General features: G+C 56.9%; 17 protein-coding genes. 15 read left to right on the top strand and 2 right to left on the bottom strand.

Going from position 1 to position 19,122, the window contains the following annotated elements; genetic code table 11:
- The first annotated feature begins 142 nt into the window (after positions 1–142).
- From DQG13_RS18870 to uvrC, 4 genes are all read left to right on the top strand, one after another.
- Complete coding sequence (locus DQG13_RS18870; RefSeq protein WP_258525756.1) at positions 143–802, top strand: HD-GYP domain-containing protein; 660 nt, start codon at positions 143–145, stop codon at positions 800–802.
- A 3-nt stretch (positions 803–805) separates the two neighbouring features.
- Entirely contained in the window at positions 806–1,234 is a 429-nt protein-coding gene (locus DQG13_RS18865; protein ID WP_113021335.1) for a chemotaxis protein CheW, read from the top strand.
- Between the two features lie 34 nt (positions 1,235–1,268).
- Positions 1,269–2,864: a methyl-accepting chemotaxis protein gene (locus DQG13_RS18860; protein WP_113021334.1), complete on the top strand. Its 1,596-nt coding sequence runs from the start codon at positions 1,269–1,271 to the stop codon at positions 2,862–2,864.
- A 327-nt stretch (positions 2,865–3,191) separates the two neighbouring features.
- Positions 3,192–5,090, top strand: a complete 1,899-nt coding sequence (gene uvrC, locus DQG13_RS18855) for an excinuclease ABC subunit UvrC (RefSeq protein ID WP_113021333.1) — start codon at positions 3,192–3,194, stop codon at positions 5,088–5,090.
- Here the strand turns inward: uvrC and DQG13_RS18850 are convergent.
- Positions 4,999–6,645 (bottom strand): CPBP family intramembrane glutamic endopeptidase, encoded by a 1,647-nt coding sequence (locus DQG13_RS18850; RefSeq protein WP_113021332.1) that lies wholly within the window; start codon positions 6,643–6,645, stop codon positions 4,999–5,001. The two genes, uvrC and DQG13_RS18850, sit on opposite strands and share 92 nt — an antisense overlap.
- A gap of 195 nt (positions 6,646–6,840) precedes the next feature.
- On the opposite strand from DQG13_RS18850, the gene DQG13_RS18845 reads away from it, so the two are divergent.
- Positions 6,841–7,500, top strand: a complete 660-nt coding sequence (locus DQG13_RS18845) for a potassium channel family protein (RefSeq protein ID WP_113021331.1) — start codon at positions 6,841–6,843, stop codon at positions 7,498–7,500.
- Here the strand turns inward: DQG13_RS18845 and DQG13_RS18840 are convergent.
- A complete protein-coding gene (locus DQG13_RS18840; RefSeq protein WP_113021330.1) occupies positions 7,494–8,093 on the bottom strand; it encodes a DNA-3-methyladenine glycosylase in 600 nt (199 codons plus the stop codon). The genes DQG13_RS18845 and DQG13_RS18840 overlap by 7 nt on opposite strands.
- Before the next feature lie 860 nt (positions 8,094–8,953).
- Between DQG13_RS18840 and nifB the strand changes: the two genes are divergently transcribed.
- The 10 genes from nifB to DQG13_RS18785 all read left to right on the top strand — a co-directional run bounded on the left by nifB (position 8,954) and on the right by DQG13_RS18785 (position 19,091).
- Positions 8,954–10,306 (top strand): nitrogenase cofactor biosynthesis protein NifB, encoded by a 1,353-nt coding sequence (gene nifB / locus DQG13_RS18830; protein ID WP_113021328.1) that lies wholly within the window; start codon positions 8,954–8,956, stop codon positions 10,304–10,306.
- 78 nt (positions 10,307–10,384) lie between these two features.
- Positions 10,385–11,275, top strand: coding sequence for a nitrogenase iron protein (gene nifH, locus DQG13_RS18825; protein ID WP_181592838.1), 891 nt, complete (start codon positions 10,385–10,387; stop codon positions 11,273–11,275).
- Positions 11,276–11,357: 82 nt separating this feature from the next.
- Positions 11,358–12,803 (top strand): nitrogenase molybdenum-iron protein alpha chain, encoded by a 1,446-nt coding sequence (nifD, locus tag DQG13_RS18820; RefSeq protein WP_113021327.1) that lies wholly within the window; start codon positions 11,358–11,360, stop codon positions 12,801–12,803.
- Between the two features lie 18 nt (positions 12,804–12,821).
- The gene (gene nifK, locus DQG13_RS18815; protein WP_113021326.1) at positions 12,822–14,360 is read left to right on the top strand and encodes a nitrogenase molybdenum-iron protein subunit beta; all 1,539 of its coding nucleotides are present in this window, start codon (positions 12,822–12,824) and stop codon (positions 14,358–14,360) included.
- Positions 14,361–14,454: 94 nt separating this feature from the next.
- Positions 14,455–15,831 (top strand): nitrogenase iron-molybdenum cofactor biosynthesis protein NifE, encoded by a 1,377-nt coding sequence (gene nifE, locus DQG13_RS18810; protein ID WP_258525755.1) that lies wholly within the window; start codon positions 14,455–14,457, stop codon positions 15,829–15,831.
- The gene (gene nifN, locus DQG13_RS18805) at positions 15,815–17,131 is read left to right on the top strand and encodes a nitrogenase iron-molybdenum cofactor biosynthesis protein NifN (protein ID WP_113021325.1); all 1,317 of its coding nucleotides are present in this window, start codon (positions 15,815–15,817) and stop codon (positions 17,129–17,131) included. Before nifE ends, nifN begins: the two co-directional genes overlap by 17 nt.
- On the top strand, positions 17,128–17,505 hold the full coding sequence (locus DQG13_RS18800; RefSeq protein ID WP_113021324.1) for a NifB/NifX family molybdenum-iron cluster-binding protein: 378 nt from the start codon (positions 17,128–17,130) through the stop codon (positions 17,503–17,505). The genes nifN and DQG13_RS18800 overlap by 4 nt, the downstream gene beginning before the upstream one ends.
- Positions 17,506–17,982, top strand: a complete 477-nt coding sequence (locus tag DQG13_RS18795; RefSeq protein WP_113021323.1) for a DUF269 domain-containing protein — start codon at positions 17,506–17,508, stop codon at positions 17,980–17,982.
- A gap of 22 nt (positions 17,983–18,004) precedes the next feature.
- Positions 18,005–18,790 carry a HesA/MoeB/ThiF family protein gene (locus DQG13_RS18790; RefSeq protein ID WP_113021322.1) on the top strand — a complete coding sequence of 262 codons (786 nt, stop codon included), beginning with the start codon at positions 18,005–18,007 and terminating at the stop codon, positions 18,788–18,790.
- On the top strand, positions 18,762–19,091 hold the full coding sequence (locus DQG13_RS18785) for a nitrogenase-stabilizing/protective protein NifW (RefSeq protein ID WP_113021321.1): 330 nt from the start codon (positions 18,762–18,764) through the stop codon (positions 19,089–19,091). The genes DQG13_RS18790 and DQG13_RS18785 overlap by 29 nt, the downstream gene beginning before the upstream one ends.
- Positions 19,092–19,122 lie beyond the last annotated feature (31 nt).

The raw sequence follows: 19,122 nt of genomic DNA, 5'->3' as shown, positions 1-19,122 counted from the left end.
TGGATGTCGTATAACTATTATTGCACGACATCCTTCGATTGTCCTATAAAAAGATGGAGAAACTTGGATGGCTTAAGGTTGTGTATTTCCCTGTGATCACATTTTCTGGATAATAAATACTTCTTTGGCGCAGGAGGCGGCAATGAACGGGAAAATATTGGACTTCAGAAAGAAGAGCCGTGTGAAATACCAGGATGATGCTTTGGCAAACCTATTGGCTATCTTAAAAAGAAAACATTCGGAAAACTATCATCATTCCGTCCGAGTGGGGAGAATCGGCCAGGCGTTGGCCCATACTCTGAAGTTTAGCCAAGAGGATCAGGAGAAGCTGCTGCTGGGCTGCCTTCTTCATGATATCGGCAAACTGATGGTGCCGAATGATATTCTCGACAGCGACAAACGTCTGACGGAAGACCAGTGGCGTATTATGAAGCTTCACCCGATTATCGGGACGGAGTTGGTCTCAAACCTTCTTCCTTTATCCGAGGACATTCTCGGCATTATCCGCCATCATCATGAACGCTGGGATGGAACCGGTTACCCCGCCGGTTTGAAGGGGGAGGAAATCCCGCTGAATGCGCGGATTTGCGCTGTGGCCGACGCTTTTGACAGCATGGTATCCCACCGGCCCTACAATAACCGCAAAAGTTTCGACGAGGCGCTTCAGGAACTGCAGGAGCATGTGGAAACCCAGTTCGATACCGCTATTGTGATTAAATTCAGCAGCATCCTTGGCTGCATCCGGGATATTTATCCCCAAGGCGGGGAGAGCAAACGGACTACTTTTTGTGAAGAGGGATGACATATGCAGGCGGTTCTGAAGGAGCAGTACGTGCAGTTCAGCATTCATGAGGAAAATTACTCCATTCGGATATCGGGCATCCATGAAATTATTCGTATGCAGACCATTACTTCCATACCCAATTCGCCGGGATATTTGAAGGGAGTGATTAATCTGCGCGGGGCGATCATTCCGGTGATCAGTCTGAGAAGCCTTTTTCTGATGGAAGAGGTGGAGCCGACCAAGGCCTCGCGCATCATTGTGGTGAATTACCGCGATAAGCCAATGGGGATTGTCGTGGACAAAGTAGACAAGGTGGTGGTATTCTCCAAGATTCATGAAGCCCCCTCCCAATACGGAAGCGGGAGCATGGCATGTATTTCCGGAATCGGCATTGCCGCCGGCGAATTAGTCGGCATCATAGACCTGGATAAAATGCTCCTAGAGACTTAAAAAACCATTGCAGATACAACAAGGAGTGAAAAACATGATGTGGTTTGCTAACATGAAGACGGGTACAAAGCTGATTTCATCCTTTTCAGTATTGGCGGTTATTGTCGCGGTAGTGGGGTTGTTCGGGTTGATGAATTTGAGCAAAATCAATGAAAGTCTGGATGACATGTACATGAACCAGCTGATGGCGGTGCAATCCCTGGAGCAGATCGACGGAGCCATCCAGGAGGCAAGGCATGAGCTGCGCAAAATTTATATGGTGACAGAGAAGGAGCGCGCCGGAGTCAGAGACGGGGCGCTAAAGCTGTTGGATGACGCGGACAAGGGGCTGCAGCGCTTTAGGCAAACGGAGCTTTCCGCCGCTTCCGCCGACGAATTGCCGGTGCTGGAGAAGGCGCTGGCTGAATACAGGACGATTTACTTGAAGGCGGCTCAGGAAGGGCTCGACAATAATCTGGAGCGTATGCTCGAAATGATTGACGGGGGAGAGATCGGGACCGTCCGGACCAGAATGCTCGATTCGCTGGACAGGCTCCGGCAGATCAACAATAACGAGGCGCAGCATGCCCGCAATGATGGGGTGGAGCTGTACACGGATTCCCGCAATTTGACCATAGGCGTGATTATCGGGGCAGTGTTCCTCAGCGGATTATTGGGCTTGATCATTTCCCGGGCCATTTCCAACCCGTTGAAGAAGGTGATGGTGATTGTCGGCGATGTGGCCGGGGGCGATCTCCGCCGCACCTCCGATATCCAAAGCAAGGATGAAATCGGACAATTGGCCCAGGCGGTGGACAGCATGGTGCTGAGCTTGCGCGGAATTGTCGCCGCCATTCTCGCCAACGCCCAGAATGTGGCGGCTTCCGCCCAGCAAATTTCCGCCAGCAGCGAGGAAATTGCCGGAGGCAGCGCCAATCAAGCGGAGGCGGCCCAAAGCATCAGCGAGCTGTTTAAGGAGCTGTCGGCGGCGATCCATTCCGTGGCGGCGAATACGGAGCAAACCTCCGAATTGGCGGAGGAATCCATCCGTTTGGCTATGGAGGGCAGGGACGTGATCCAGTCGTCCATGACATCGATGGAGGCCGTCAGTACCCAAATGGCCAAGCTGGAGGATGATTCCCACAAAATCGGGGAAATTCTCGACGTGATTGAGGATATTGCCGACCAGACCAACCTGCTGGCCTTGAATGCGGCCATCGAAGCGGCCAGGGCAGGGGATCAGGGGCGCGGGTTTGCCGTGGTCGCCGATGAGGTCCGCAAGCTGGCGGAACGCAGCCGGGAAGCCACCAAGCAGATCACCGGCATTATCCGGGTGATGCAGGACAATACCCGCCAGAGTGTGGCTACGGTGCAGGAGAGCGGCAATTTCTCGAAGCAGTCGGGCAACTCCTTCCATCATATCTCCAAGATGGTGAACGACGCCGGCGCCAAAATTTCCGAAATCGCTGCAGCCAGCGAGGAGCAGGCGGCCCAAAGCGCCAATGTGCTGCATGCGGTAGAGAATATCTCCGCCGCGACGGAGGAGGGGGCGGCAGCCAGCCAGGAAATGGCGGCAACGGCCCAGTCCTTGTCCCTCTTGGCGGATGAGCTGCAGAAAGCCGTTATCTGGTTCAAAATGCCGGCGGCTTAGCAGAGCGGCAGTTCCATACATAAGCGCTATCCCTATTGCCGGGAGAAGCGCTTTTTTTACCACATCAGAATGTTTAAGTTCTTTACAGCGCTAAAGCGCGTAAGATAAACATTCTGATTGGCGATAAAAACTTCCGCTAAACGCGGTCGCTCATCTTCGAGATACTCCGATAGGAGTTTTTCTCACAAGTTTTTCTCACGAAACGAATGTCTGTTCCATCCCCCTTCCAAATGATATACTTGTGATGGATTGAACCATTCACAACCGGGAGAAGAAAGCCATTATGGAGAATATGCATATCCGCAACAAGCTGGCTCTTTTGCCGNTATGCATATCCGCAACAAGCTGGCTCTTTTGCCGGACAAACCCGGCTGCTATCTGATGAAAAACAGCGAAGGCGCCATCATTTATGTGGGCAAGGCCAAGGTGCTGAAAAACCGGGTACGGTCGTATTTCACCGGCAGCCACAACATCAAGACCCAGAAGCTGGTAGGCGAAATTGCCGATTTTGAATATATTGTCACCAAGAACAATATGGAAGCCCTGATTCTGGAATGCAATCTGATCAAGCAGTACCATCCCCGCTACAACGTGCTTTTGAAGGATGACAAGACCTTCCCTTATATCAAAATCACCCATGAAGCCCATCCGCGGCTGGAGGTGACCCGCAAGGTGCTGAAGGACAAGGCCAAATATTTCGGCCCGTATCCCAATGCCTACGCCGCCCAGGAGACCAAGAAGCTGCTGGACCGGCTGTATCCCTTGCGCAAGTGCAAGGTGCTCCCCGACAAGGTGTGCCTGTATTATCATCTGGGACAATGCATTGCCCCATGCGAGTATCCGGTGGCCGAGGGGGAGTACGAGCGGATGACCGGGGAGATTGCCCGTTTCTTAAACGGCGGGCATGAGGCTATCCGCGACGAGCTGGAGAAGAAGATGCTGGAGGCGGCGGAGGAGCTGAATTTTGAGCGGGCCAAGGAGCTGCGGGACCATATTGCCAATATTGACGCCGTGATGCAGAAGCAGACCATTACCACCATGGACCTGACGGACCGGGATGTCTTCGGCTATTGGACGGACAAGGGCTGGATGTGCGTGCAGATTCTGTACATGCGCCAGGGCAAAATGATCGAACGCCGGGCTACGGCTTTCCCTTACTACGGGGAGGCATATGAGGATTTCCTGACCTTTGTGACGCAGTATTACAGCGAAAATCCCGCCTTGCCCCGGGAGATTTTCCTGCCGGCCCAGGAGGCGGATGAGACCGCCGGGGGTGACGCGCCGGAGCAGCCTGCCGATGCGGCGTCCGATGAGCAGCTGGATGTGAAGCAGTCGCTGGAAAGCTGGCTCAAGGTAAAGGTGTACGTGCCCCGCAGAGGGCCCAAGCGGAAGATGGTGGATATGGCCTGCGACAATGCCCGCGTCTCCCTGGAGGAGAAGTTTAAGCTTATCGAGCGGGAGGAGGAGCGGACTGTCCGCGCCGTGGAGAACCTGGGCAGCTGGCTGGGCTCGGATGCCGTGCGGAGGATCGAGGCCTTCGACAACTCCAATATCCAGGGCTCCGATCCCGTCTCCGCCATGGTGGTGTTTACCGACGGCAAGCCGGACCGCAAGGAGTACCGCAAGTACAAGGTGCGCACCGTTCAGGGGCCGGATGACTACGAAACCATGCGCGAGGTGATCCGCCGCCGCTACGAGCGGGTGCTGAAGGAGAATTTGACGCCGCCTGATCTGGTGGTGGTGGACGGCGGCAGAGGGCAGATTGCCGCAGCCGTGGATGTGCTGGAGAACGAGCTGGGCCTGTATATTCCCGTATGCGGGCTGGTGAAGGACAACAAGCACAAAACCGCCCAGCTTATGGCCGGCGACCCGCCCGAGGTAATTCCCCTGCCGCGGGACAGCCAGGAGTTTTATCTGCTGCAGCGCATCCAGGATGAGGTGCACCGGTTCGCCATTACCTTCCACCGGGAGACCCGGGCCAAATCCATGATCGCCTCCCAGTTGGACGCTATCCCCGGTGTAGGCGAGAAGCGGCGCAAGGCATTATTGAAGCATTTTGGCTCCCTCAAAAAAATCAAAGAGGCCGGAATTGAGGATTTCCGGCCCCTGGGAATCGGGGAGAAGCTGGCCCGCACTATCCTTGCGGGACTCCATAAGGAGGCTCCCCCGCTTCCGGAGAATGCAGCTGCCGAGGACCTCCAAAGCGCGGATGAAGATAACGGATAAGGAAACCGATCAGCACCGGCAGGATGATATAGAAAATGCCGGCCAGGATGTGGGGCAGCGAGGGCTGCTCCACCATCAGATAGATGGACATCAGCAGGCTGTCCATGATGGCATGGGCGAACACGGCGGTGAAAAAGCCGTAGCGCAGAAATACGTAGCCGAAGATGATGCCCAGCACGGTTACCTCCATCAGCCGGGTATAGCTGGGGAAGATGGAGTAGCCCGTATGGCCCAGCCCCCAGATGAAGCTGGAGACCAGCACCGCGGGGAAGGTGAAGCGGAACAGGCGCTTCAATACGGTTACGCCGAATACCCGGTAGATGGCCTCTTCCATAATCGCCGCCACCCAGGCGGAAGCGGGGAACAGCACGGCCCATTTCATGTTCCAGGTGGATTGGGAGGGATCATTGATGGAGAAGGAATCGAAGGCCAGGCCCGCAAGCAGAAAAGCCGCCTGCTGGATGCCCAGAATGAACAGGCAAATCAAGTAGCCCCGGCCCATGCCATAAAAGACATCCCGCCCGAACTCAGGGTCCCGCCAGCGCGGCCATAACCGCAGCTTCAGGCGGCGGAGCTGCTCCTCGCCGGACAGGAGGCTGAACCAGACGGCCAGGGCCAGCAGCAGGGCCAGCGCTGCAATAATGATGTTCATAATTATCCAGGCGATGGCCTCCATGGTTGACGATGTGGTTTCCGCCATCAGCATCGCCTGGGTCACATTGAAGTTCTGGATCAGGAACAGCGCCAGGAAGATGCCGGTGAGCAGCAGCCCTCTGGACCAGGTAACCCGTTTGCGGTTCACAATGGCCAGAACCAGCGCGGCAATTCCCATCACAGCCGTGAACCCGAGGAAGCCAAAGGAGGTCAGGCGGACAATCCGCTCTTGCTCTCCAATCCAGTCCATATAGGTTTGCGGCAGCTGCAGCCCGGGATTCACCGCTACTGCCCGGTCGCCGCTGACCTTCACCGTAACGGCAAAAGGAGCGTCGCCGGCCGTCAGGGTTTGGGAGATGAAGGTGAAGCTGACGCGCTTTTGAGAGGCGGCGGGGTCGTCGTCGGGTTGGAGATCCTGGGGATTGTAGCCGGCTTGGGCCAACGCCTCCGTTGCCAGAGCCAGACCTTTGGCGGAGGCTGCTTGCAGGGGCTGTCCCGGAAGCAGCTCCCAACCCAACACCTCCGGCTTATCCAGCCCTACCTTCAGCCGGAGCTTCTCTCCGTTGGGTAGATTGGCGGTCACCAGCCAATAATCCAGGAGCATGTACTCCGCCAGATTTTGCTCATAGGCTTCCTTCAGGTTATGCTTGGTGATGAAGCCGCTGGCGTATTTGTCGGACTGAAGCGCCGCCTCCGGCAGCTCCGCCTTCAGGTTCAAGCGGCTTGCGGCGTATTGCAGCGCGGCTTCGCCGGCTTGCTCCGGCTTCACCGCCGGGGTTCCCAGCCCTTCCTCCGCCGAACTGCCCTTCAGCGCGGAGAGCGCAATGTTGGAGCCAAAATAGAGAATAATTCCGAGAACAGCAAGCATAATCAGTTTTTTATTCCATTGGATAGGGATCACGGGAGGGTTCCTCTCTCATCTGAATATAAATTTCGGCTAAGTCGAAGGCCAAATTCTTGAAGGGCTTAAAAAAGTTTCTGCCGCTGATGCTTACGAAGCCAGCTTCTTCGGGGCGCTTCAATAGGAGCTTTATTTAACATATCACAGCAAGCAGGCGGTTTCCAACTGCCGGGAAACAGGATAAGGAGCATAACTATGAAGAAAATGCAATATGCAGTAATCGGTTTGGGCCGGTTTGGCTCCAGTCTCGCCAAGGAGCTGATGAGCCTGGGCTACGAGGTGCTGGGCATCGATAAGCGGGAGGCCAATGTGGACGACATGAGCGGCATACTGACCCATACGGTGCTGGCCGACTGGAACGATGAGGAGGTCTTCAGATCCTTGGGTCTCCGCAACTTCGATTGTGTGGTCATCGCCATCAGCGAGGATATCCAGGCCAGCATCCTGGCGGCCATTCTGTGCAAGGAGCAAGGAGTGAAGAAGGTGGTGGCCAAAGCCATGTCCGATCTCCATGGGCGGGTGCTGGAAAAGATCGGGGTGGAGCGGGTGATTTTTCCGGAGCGGGACATGGGAGTACGGGTGGCGCATCTATTGGCTTCGCGCAGCCTGCTGGATTACATCGAGCTGTCCAATCATTACACCATCGCCGAGCTGGCCGTACCGCCCAAAATCTCCGGCAAAACCCTCCGGGAGCTGAATTCCAGGGAAAAGTTCGGCTGCACCATTTTGGCCATCAACAGGCCTGGAGAGGTGATTGTGTCGCCGTCTGCGGAGGACCGCGTATATGAAAAGGATGTTATGGTGCTGATCGGCACCAATCAGATGATTGAGCGCTTCGAGAACGCCATTCATTGAAAAGTCCGACCGGCGGCGGCCAAGTCTGCCGCTGCGGCGGGAAGGGCCGCAAACCTCCAGGGCAGCTCCACCCCTTTGCTGATGCCGATCCGCGGCGTGGCGGTCCAGGGCAGGGAGGCTCCCGGCAGGATCATTAGCTCCTCCTGTCCCGGATCAGCCAGATCCAGGCCGTTGGCAGTTAAGTTGATGCCGAAGGCGGCCGTCAGCTTGCCCGGGCCGTTCATCCACTGTTTTTCCGGCGCGTTGGGGCGGTTGGCGCGGAAGTGGGTTTGCCCCTGCAGCGGGACGGCTGCCCGGAGCAGCACAGCCCCCGGCTGCCCCTCCTCCTCTGTCACCACATTCATGCAATGATGCATGCCGTAGCTGAAATAAACATACAGCCTGCCCGCTTCCCCGAACATGATCCGGTTGCGGGGAGTTTGGCCCCGGTGGGCATGGCTGGCGGGATCATCCGCCCCCCGGTAGGCTTCCGTCTCCGTAATCACCGCCGCCGCTATTTCCTCCCCGAATCTCCGCGCCAGAATGCAGCCGATCAGGCTTTGGGCCACCTCCACCGTATTTGTACAGAAAAACTCCTGGCCCAGCCGCTCCATATCCTTCACACATCCTCTGTTTGAAAATGACCCGGTCCGCGCTGACAGCCGGACTAGGTTAGGTAGAACTCGCAATCGGCAGAGCCGATTTGCTGCGGGGCAGTTCCCGCGTTATCGCATCCGCAGCCGGGCCGGGCTCTGGAATAGCGGAAAATTCTTTCCGCTATTCGGTTTCGCCGCGGTACCGGCCTGGATAGCGGAAGCATCTTTTCTGCTATTCGGGTTGCGCGGCCATGCTGGCCCAGATAGCGGAAGTCTCTTTTCCGCTATCGTCCCGCAGGCGGGGGTTAAGGGTGGCAAAAGGAGGCGATAGCGGAAAACACCCTTCCGTTATTGCGCGATTTGCTTGCTTCCGCCTGAAATAGCGGAAAGTCCCCTTCCCCTATCTGCTGCTCCTCTGCCTGGCCGGCCGCGTTGGCGACATGGACACTTGCAATGATGTTATATAACGTTACATGAACGGAGCCGAAAACTGCAAAAATCCTGCAATAGAGTGTCCAATGAGCGGGATTACCGCCTCTCCGAATTGAAAAGGCTTTCCTGAAAAGCCCCATTTTCCAGTCTTCAACTCGCACTATTTCTCGCAATCCCAAATCAATGTTCGTTTTTTAAAGCGTATACATCTAATTGAGAAGCTATATCAGTAGAGAAAAACAGCAAAACCCGAACGTTTGAAAATAATGAAAGGGCTTCACGGCACATTTATGTTATATAACCTAACATAAATTATGTCCGATTTTTTACAAGTCCGCTTTTTAGCGGGAAAACCGTTGACCCTTGGGGAGAGCCGGAGTAAGATGTGATTAATCAAGCAAGAGCTTATGTGTTAGAAAAACTAACATAAACAAGGAGGTGGTTGAATGGAACCGATCGGTTTTCGTCATCCCTGCTATGACGAAGACGCACATCATTATTTCGCCAGAATGCACGTGGCGGTGGCGCCGGCCTGCAACATCCGTTGCAAGTACTGCAACCGCAAATACGATTGCGTCAGCGAAAGTCGTCCTGGTGTAGTCAGCAAGGTGCTAAGCCCCGAGCAGGCTTGCGCAAGCGTGGAGGAAACTTTGCAGACGCTGCCTCAGCTGACGGTCGTCGGCATCGCCGGACCGGGGGATCCCCTGGCTAATCCCGATGCCACATTCACAACCTTCGGATTGCTGAACGGTCAGATTCCCGGACTCAGCCTATGCCTCAGCACCAACGGCCTGCGGCTTGCGGAATTCGCCGATGAGATTGCGGCGGCGGGCATCAACCATGTGACCGTCACCGTCAATGCCGTTGACCCTGAGGTTGGCCAGCACATCTATGATTGGGTGGCCGACAAAGGAAAGATTTACCGCGGCAAGGATGCGGCGAAGCTGCTTATCGAACGCCAACTGGAAGGCATCAAGGCCATGGCGGAGCGGGGAGTCGGCTGCAAAATCAACTCGGTGCTGATCCCCGGCGTCAATGACGGCCATCTTCCGGCAGTTGCGGAAAAGGTCAAGGAGCTGGGAGCCTTCACCCACAATATCATGCCCCTTATTATATCACCGGGCAGCCCCTACGAGAAAGCCGGCATGAAGGAGCCTTCTCCGCTCAGGGTGCTGGAGGTGCAGGAGAAATGCGCCGAGGTACTGCCCATCATGCGGCATTGCAGGCAATGCAGAGCGGATGCGGTGGGGCTCTTGGGGGAGGATACCAGCGTAGCGGACAAGGGTAAACGCAGCACCGCCGTGAAGCGGGTATATACCCCGGAGCAGCGGGAGGAGAAGCTCAAGGAGCTGGATCAGCTGCTGGAGGCCAGGCGCTCATCCAAATCGGCTGTGGTTCACAAACCCGGAACCCCGTCAGTCAGGGTGGCGGTGGCCACCAGAGGCGGAGGCAAGGTCAATGTCCACTTCGGCCACGCCAAGGAGTTCCTGATCTATGAAGTGGCAGGCAAGAGCATCAAGCTTCTGGGCGTCCGCAAGGTTCAGGCCTATTGCAACGGCACGGCGGACTGCAGCAATGCCGACGGCAAACGGACGATTCTCGGCGACACGGCCACTATGCTGGCCGATTGCGAAATTCTCCTCTGCTCGGGAATCGGGGAATCGCCAAGCCTCAGGCTGAAGGAGAAAGGGATTGCTACCGTGGTCCGGAAAGGCGATATCGACGAATTGCTTTTGGAAAGTGTCAAGTTCCACCAGTATTTTGCCGGAGGCTGCGGCGGTGCGATGACCGTATCGTGAGCTAACGCAAGGAAATCCAGTGAATCAGGCCTTATTTTATTAATAAAAATCAGAATATTCAAAAAATGGAGGATGAACATGATGGCAAAAAAACTGAGACAAATCGCATTCTATGGTAAGGGCGGCATCGGCAAGTCCACCACCTCCCAGAATACCCTGGCCCAATTGGCTACCACCTTCGGACAAAAGATCATGATTGTCGGCTGTGATCCCAAGGCAGACTCCACCCGCCTCATTCTGAACACCAAGGCGCAACAAACCGTTCTCCACCTGGCAGCCGAACGCGGCACCGTGGAGGATCTGGAGCTGGAGGATGTGGTGGCTCCCGGCTTCGGCGACATCCTGTGTGTGGAGTCCGGCGGTCCGGAACCGGGCGTCGGCTGCGCAGGCCGCGGCATCATCACCTCCATCAACTTCCTGGAGGAGCAAGGCGCTTACGAGGATATGGACTTCGTATCCTACGACGTATTGGGCGACGTTGTATGCGGCGGTTTCGCAATGCCCATCCGCGAGAACAAGGCTCAAGAAATCTACATCGTGTGCTCCGGTGAAATGATGGCTATGTACGCAGCCAACAACATTGCCCGCGGTATCCTGAAATATGCAAGCACCGGCGGCGTCCGTCTGGGCGGCCTGATCTGCAACTCCCGCAAGACCGACCGCGAAGATGAGCTCATTATGGAGCTGGCCCGCCGTCTCAATACCCAAATGATCCACTTCGTGCCCCGCGACAATGTGGTGCAGCACGCCGAGCTGAGAAGAATGACCGTTACCCAGTACAACCCGAACCACGGTCAAGCCAACGAATACAAGCAACTGGCCGAGAAAATCCTGTACAACGATATGATGACCATCCCTACCCCCATCGAAATGGACGAACTGGAGCAGCTCCTCATCGACTTCGGTGTGGTGGAGGATGAAGAAACCGCTCTGAAGAAGCTGGAAGAGAAGGAAGCGGCCGGCCAATAAATAGCGATGGGAGCCCGGGGCTTAGCCCGGCGGAGAACGGATTGCCCCGGCAGCTCCCGCATACGAGAGGGGAGGCGTACTGATGAGTACAGCTATGGACAAATTGACCGTGGAGACGCGCAAGAAAATCGTGCAGGAAGTGCTTGAGGCATTTCCGGAAAAAACAGCGAAAGACCGCGCCAAACACTATGAAGTTGCAGAAGCGCCAACCATTGAAACCGGCAAATGCGCATTGAAATCCAATACCAAATCCCGCCCCGGCGTAATGACTGCCCGCGGCTGCTCCTATGCCGGCTCCAAGGGTGTGGTATGGGGCCCCATCAAGGATATGGTGCACATCAGCCACGGTCCTGTGGGCTGCGGCCAATACAGCTGGGGCACCCGCCGGAACTACGCCAACGGAACCCAAGGCGTTGACGTATTCGGGGTTCTCCAGGTAACCAGCGATTTCCAGGAGCGCGACATTGTATTCGGCGGCGACAAGAAGCTGGAGACCATCTGCCGGGAAATCACCAATATTTTCCCCTTGGCCAAAGGCATTTCCGTGCAATCCGAATGCCCGGTTGGTCTGATCGGCGATGATATTGAGGCTGTAGGCAAGAAGATGGCCAAGGAGCTGGCCATGCCGGTTATCCCGGTGCGCTGCGAGGGCTTCCGGGGCGTCAGCCAATCCCTGGGCCACCATATCGCCAATGATGCGGTGCGCGACCACCTGCTGGGCAAAGGCGAATTCGAGGACACCACTCCTTACGATATCAATATGATCGGCGAGTACAACATCGGCGGCGACACCTGGGCCTCCCGGATTCTGCTGGAGGAAATCGGCCTCCGCGTCATCGGCCAATGGGCGGGCGACGGCACCATGAACGAGCTGTCCATCTCCCACAAAGCCAAGCTGAACGTCCTGCACTGCTACCGTTCCATGAACTACATCTGTACGACCATGGAAGAGCGCTACGGTATTCCCTGGATGGAATACAACTTCTTCGGACCGACGAAGATTGCCGAGAGCCTCCGCGCCATCGCCGCACATTTCGACGATACCATCAAGGAAAATGCGGAGCGTGTCATCGCCAAGCATCAGGCTGAAGCCGATAAGGTGATCGAGAAATACCGTCCCAAGCTGGAAGGCAAGAAGGTGATGCTGATGGTTGGCGGTCTGCGCGCGGGCCATACCATCGGAGCCTACGAGGATCTGGGCATGGAGGTCATCAGCACCGGCTATGAGTTTGGCCACAAGGATGATTACCAACGGATGATCAAGGATGTTCAGGAGGGTACCATCATTTATGATGATCCCACCGCATACGAAATGGAAGCACTGGCTGAGAAACTGGGCACTGACCTGGTCGGCGCAGGCGTTAAGGAAAAGTATGTGTACCACAAGATGGGAATTCCCTTCCGTCAAATGCACTCATGGGATTACAGCGGACCGTACCATGGCTACGACGGCTTCAAGATCTTTGCCCGCGATATGGATATGGCCATTAACAGCCCGGCCTGGAATCTTGTGAAATCGCCATTTTAGGAAAAGGAGGGGAAAACTATGGCAAATAACGAGATCGAATACAGAGACCATAATACATTGTTTGAGACGGCCCCCTATGTGGAATCCGCCGAGAAGAAAAGAGTGTTTGAAGCAGCCTGCTCCCGCGAGCAAGCCAAGGAAATCGAAGAATTTCTGAAGACTCCCGAATACCAGGAAATCAACTTCGCCCGCAAAGAAACGGTGATCAACCCCGCCAAGGCCTGCCAGCCGCTGGGTGCGGTGCTGGGGGCGCTGGGCTTTGAAGGCACGCTGCCCTTTTCCCACGGCTCCCAAGGCTGCATTGCCTACTTCCGCAGCCATCTGGCCCGCCACTTCAAGGAGCCTGTGCCTGCCGTTTCCTCCTCCATGACGGAGGATGGCGCCGTATTCGGCGGCATGAAGAACCTGATCGAGGGTCTGCAAAACGCTACCGCTCTTTACAAGCCCAAGATGGTGGCCATTCATACCACCTGCATGGCCGAGGTTATCGGCGACGACCTGAATGCCTTCATCGGCAACGCCCGCAAGGAAGGCGTCATCTCCGAGGACTTCCCGGTTGCCTACTGCAATACTCCCAGCTTCGTAGGCTCCCATATCCTGGGCTACGACCATATGATCAAGGGGATTATCAGCTACCTGACGGAGCGCCACGGCGACCTTCGTCCGGCTGATGCGCCCAAAACCGAAAAGCTCAACCTGATTGCGGGTTTTGATACCTATACGGCGAATTTTGCGGAAATCAAGCGCATTTTGGAGCTGTTCGGCGTGGAGTACACCTACCTGGGCGACCACAGCGACAGCCTGAACTCCCCGGCGGACGGCAACTACAAGTATTACTACGGCGGCACCAAGCTGGCGGATGTTCCTCTGGCTCCCGGAGCACAAGCTACCCTGGCCCTGCAAAAGTATTCCACCAAGAAAACCCGTGAATATATTGAGGAGTCCTGGAAGCAGCCGACCTCCGCGGTTTATTCGCCCATCGGCATTACCGCCACCGACAAGCTCCTGAAGGAAATCTCCCGGATCACCGGCAAGCCGGTGCCGCAAGAGCTGGTCAAGGAACGCGCTCAAGTGGTGGATGCCCTGACCGACTCCCATCCGTACCTGCACAACAAGCGCGTGGCGCTGGTGGGCGATCCCGATCTTCTCTTGGGCCTCATCTCCTTCTGTCTGGACGTCGGCCTTGAGCCGGTGCATATTCTGTGCTCCAACGGAGACAAGGAGTTTGAGGAAGAAGCCTACGGGCTTCTGAAGGCCTCGCCGCACGGTCTGGACGCCAAGGTTTATGTGGGCCATGACCTGTGGCATCTGCGGTCCCTGCTCTTCACGGACCCGGTTGACTTCGCCATCGGCAGCACCCATCTGAAGCAAAACTGCAAGGCGGCGGGCATTCCGCTGGTCCGCATCGGCTTCCCGATCTTTGACCGCCATCACCTGCACCGCTTCCCCATTCTGGGCTATCAAGGCGCTCTGCACGTGCTGACCACAGTGGTCAATACGCTGCTCCAGCAGCTGGATGACCAAGTGGAGCCCCACAGCTTTGACTTTGTAAGATAACGGAACGTAAAGCGATTTGCGATAGCCGAAAAAAAGCTCCAGCCGCCAACCCGCCACGGGTGGCGGCTGATGGCAAATCAAGGAGGGGATTATCGTGGGCACAATTGAAAAAACGGGATGGATTCCCGAGCCGGATTGCCAGCACAGCACATCGGCGAAAAAAGGCTGTCCGAAGCCTAAGCCGGGGGACTCGGCAGGAGGCTGCTCCTTCGACGGCGCCCAGATCACCCTCCTGCCTATCGCGGACGCGGCCCATCTGGTTCACGGGCCGGCCGGCTGCGCAGGCAACAGCTGGGAAGGCAGAGGCAGCCTTTCCTCCGGGCCAACCCTTCACCGCTACGGCTTTAATACGGATTTGACGGAGCAGGACATCATTATGGGCGGTGAACAAAAGCTGCGCCAGGCGATTGATATGATCGTGGAGCGGTTCCGTCCCCCGGCCGTGTTTGTGTACTCCACCTGTGTGACGGCTTTGACCGGCGAGGATTTGGATGCGGTATGCTCTGCGGCCTCCGCCGAGTGCGGGGTTCCCGTTGTGCCGGTTCACAGCCCGGGTTTTGCGGGGAACAAGAATTACGGCAACCGTCTGGCCGGCAATGCCCTGTTCAAGCATGTGATCGGCACTGCGGAGCCGGATGAAGGCACGCTGACGCCTCTGGATATCAATCTTATCGGAGAGTACAACATTGCCGGCGAGCAATGGGATATCGAGGAGCTGCTCGGCAAGGTTGGGGTTCGGGTGTTGTCCCGGATTACCGGGGACGGCCGCTTCCAGGATATCCGGTATGCCCACCGGGCCAAGCTGAACGTGGTGGTCTGCAGCAGGGCGCTGATCTCGCTGGCCCGGAATATGAAGGAAACCTACGGCGTCCCTTATGTGGAGGCGTCCTTCTACGGAGTCAAGGAAACCAATTTCTCCCTGCAGCAGATTGCCTATGAGCTTCAGAACAGTGAACTCGATGAACGGGTCGGCAGGCTGATCCGCCAGGAAGAGGATGGGTTGGCGCGGGAGCTGGCGCCCTACAAGAAGGTTCTCCGCGGCAAGCGGGTGGTGCTTTATACGGGAGGCGTCAAAAGCTGGTCGGTGATCAGCGCCCTTCAGGAGCTGGGCATGAAGGTAGTGGGAGTCGGCACCAATAAAAGCTCGGATGAGGATATTTCCCGGATCAAGGAGCGGGTGGGCCATGAGGCGGAGCTGATTCCCGAGGGCGGCGCCGCCCGGATTCTGAAGGTGGTTCGGGACCGCAAGGCGGATATCATTGTAGCCGGCGGGCGGAACATGTACGTATCCCTGAAGGAGCAAATCCCCTTTCTGGACATTAATCAGGAGCGGCATGTGGCGTATGCGGGTTATGCGGGGCTGCGGAGAATGGCCAGGGATTTGACGGCCGCTTTGGAAAATCCGGTATGGAAGCTGGTCAACCGTCCGGCGCCATGGCAGGGGGGAGAAGCCTATGGGATGGAAATGTAGCGCGAAGCCGGTCTCCATCAATCCGTTTAAAACCGGGCAGCCTATGGGAGGCGTTCTGGCGCTGCAGGGCTTTTACCGGTCCATGCCGCTGATTCACGGGGCGCAGGGCTGCTCGGCCTTTATCAAGGCCATGATGACCCGGCATTTCCGCGAGCCTGTCGCCTCCCAAACCACGGCTCTTCAGGAGTTCAATGTGATTTTTGGCGGGGGCAAAAGTCTGAGGGAGGGACTGGATACGGTTATTGAAAAGCACCGTCCGTCCCTTGTTGCCGTTTTGAGCACGGCTCTCACGGAGGTGGCGGGAGAGGATGTGGAGGGGGAGCTCCGCCAATACCGCAAGGAGCGGGGGGTGAAGGATACCCTCCTGGTGGCGGCGTCCATCCCTGATTTTACGGGATCGCTGGAATCCGGCTATGCCAAAACCACGGAGGCTGTCATCAGCGGAATTGTGGATCTGGCCAAGGATGAGCGTCCCCGCAAAAAAAGCAAAAGCCGGGTCAATCTGCTGGTAGGCTCCCACTATACTCCGGCGGATGTGATGGAGCTAAAGGAGATCATTTCCTCCTTTGGACTGGAGGTCATTGCCCTTCCGGACATCTCCACCTCCTTGTCCGGGCATCTTCTGACCGGCCATACCCCCTTGTCCCGGGGCGGGCTGCCGTTGGATTATGCCCGGCATCTGCTGACGGCGGAGGTCACTATTGTGGCCGGAGAAAGCATGATACCGGCTGCGAAGCTGCTGGAGGTGGAGGCGGGCATTCCCTATAAGGTGTTCCCCGGTCTCATGGGGCTGCAGGCGACGGACCGGCTGTTTGCCTATTTGGCATCCCTGAGCCGCCAGGAGGTGCCGGTGCGCTACAAGTGGGAGCGGGAGTTTCTCTTGGACAGCATGCTGGACGCCCATTTTGTTTATGGCGGCAAGCGCGTGGCCATGGCGCTGGAGCCTGACCATCTCTACAGTATGGCGGGCTGGCTGAAGGAAATGGGGGCTGTTCCGGGCGGGCTGGTGGCTCCGGTGGTTTCCCCGCTGTTTGACCGGATGGAGGAGGAAGTGGTGATTGGGGATTTAGGCGATCTGGAGGAGTTGGCGGAGCGCTGTCATGCGGATGTTTGGATCAGCTGCTCCCATGGCGAGCAGGGGGCCGGCCGGCTGGATATGCCGTTTTATCCCTGCGGCTTCCCCATCTTTGACCGGTTCGGGGTTTCCATGAATGTGAGTGTGGGCTATAAGGGCGCCACTCAATGGGTGAACGGACTGGGGAATGTACTGTTGTCGGGCGAGAGGAGGATTCATGCGTGAAGGTGGCATTTGCGACAGAAGACGGAAAACGGGTGGACTCCCATTTTGGGCGGTGTATGGTTTTCTCTGTATTTGAAGTGGATGAGAAGGGTTATAAATGGCTGGAGGCCAGAGGGGTTTCCGAGCAAAGTGTCCAGGTGGAATCGGAAAAAAACGAGAGACGGGTGGAGCTGGTTAAGGATTGTACGCTGCTGTTTATCTGCCAGATCGGTCCCTCGGCGGCGGCCAAGGTTACCCGCGCAGGCGTGATGCCGCTGAAGGTGGAGGAAGGAACAGAGGTTGTTGGCCAATTGGAGCGGCTGCAGGCCATGCTGGCCCATAAGCCCCCATTGTGGCTGGTCAAGGCTATGCGCAAAGCGGAGGAGGAGGCGTAAATGCCGGAAAACACCGCAACACAAGCCGGATCAACAGGCAGCGAGGGTTATCCGTTCATCAACTGTGTGCTGAGCATTCTGGATTCTTACGACAAGTTCGGACTGTGGGCCCGGAAGCCCAAGGAAGAGCGGTTGAAGAAGTATTTCCTGTTGGACTCGGATGCCTTCAAAGGAGCGGATACCCTGTGCGGCGCCGATTCGGCTCCTATCAGAAGGCAGGCGACGGTCTTTTTTCAGGCGGTGGCCATGGCACTGGAGATTCGGACGGGAACCCGCATCGGCAGTATTGTGGAGATGGATGATGAAGGCTTGGGCCGGGCGGTGGTATACAGCGGCAGGCTGGTGCTGGCGGTTCGCGGCTGGCGGCAGGGGCAGTTCGGGTTTACCTCCATGGAGAAGGCTGTGGAGGAGGGCGAACGGTTTATTGCGGCAGGTATGGAATGGCTGGAGAGATACCCGGAGATCGCGCAATTGTAACGGATAACGGGGAGGATTTCGGATGGAGAAAGAGAGTGGGACGTTTCAGGAGGATATGAGCCCCTTCGCCAGACAGCTGAAGCTTGTGGGCGAAGAAGGGCAGAAGCTGCTGGAGAAATCTACGGTGTTTGTGGCGGGTATCGGAGGGCTGGGCGGCACGGCGGCGCTGTATTTGGCTGCGGCAGGTGTGGGCAAGCTGATTCTGGCCCATGAAGGCATCATCAAGCCCCCGGATTTGAACCGGCAAATTCTCATGGATGCCTCGCGGATCGGAGAAACCAGAATTCCCTGTGCGGTAGAGAGCATTAAGCGGATCAATCCCCGTGTGGAAATTGAAGCTTATCCGGAGCGGATTACGGTAGACCGGGCTGTGGAGTGGGCGGCTGCCGCGGATATTGTGATTGATGCCCGCTATGATTTTCCGGAGCGGTACGCCTTGAATGAGGCTTGCCGGCAGGTGGGGACGCCCATGGTGGAAGCGGCCATGTACGCCTTTGAAATTTCGCTGTCCGTTATCGTGCCGGGTCAAACCCCTTGTCTGGAATGCCTGTATCCCATAAGGGATGCCAATTGGGAGCCCTTGGGCTTCCCGGTGCTGGGGGCCACCTCGGGCATGGCGGGCACCATGGCTGCGCTGGAAGCGGTGAAATGGATTACCGGCATCGGCCAGCCTGCTGTCGGCGAGATGGTGCGCATCAATACCCTGGATTTGAGCTCCGTCCGGATCAAACTGGAGGATACCCCATTATGTCCCGCATGTGCGGAGAGGAGGCATATTCATGCCGGAATACATCAAATTGCCCGATAAGGCAATGGAAGTGGAAGAGTTTCTGGACTACTGCGGCATTCCGTATACCGCCGAATCTCTGGAGGGCAAGCGGATTCCGGTGATGCTGCGGTTCCGGTTCTATCTGGAGGCGGTGGAGCTGGAGGGCAAGGTAACGGCGGAATCCACGGAGGAGGAGCGCTTCGCGGCCTTGCGCTGGTGCTTGGAGAAGGCCTACAGGGACCTGGGGGGCGACCGGTATGGCGGCCAGGAGCTGGCCTCCTGGTCGTCGGGCTGCTTCGGCACCTCGGCCTGCGCTTCGTGCAAAGCGGGCTGCAATTAGGCATTAGGCGGAGCGGCCATAGGGGAGCGAT

Origin of the sequence: Paenibacillus sp. YN15 (assembly GCF_003285005.1) — a bacterium.
Taxonomy (GTDB): domain Bacteria; phylum Bacillota; class Bacilli; order Paenibacillales; family NBRC-103111; genus Paenibacillus_AR.
This window is presented reverse-complemented; position numbering and strand designations above follow the sequence as displayed.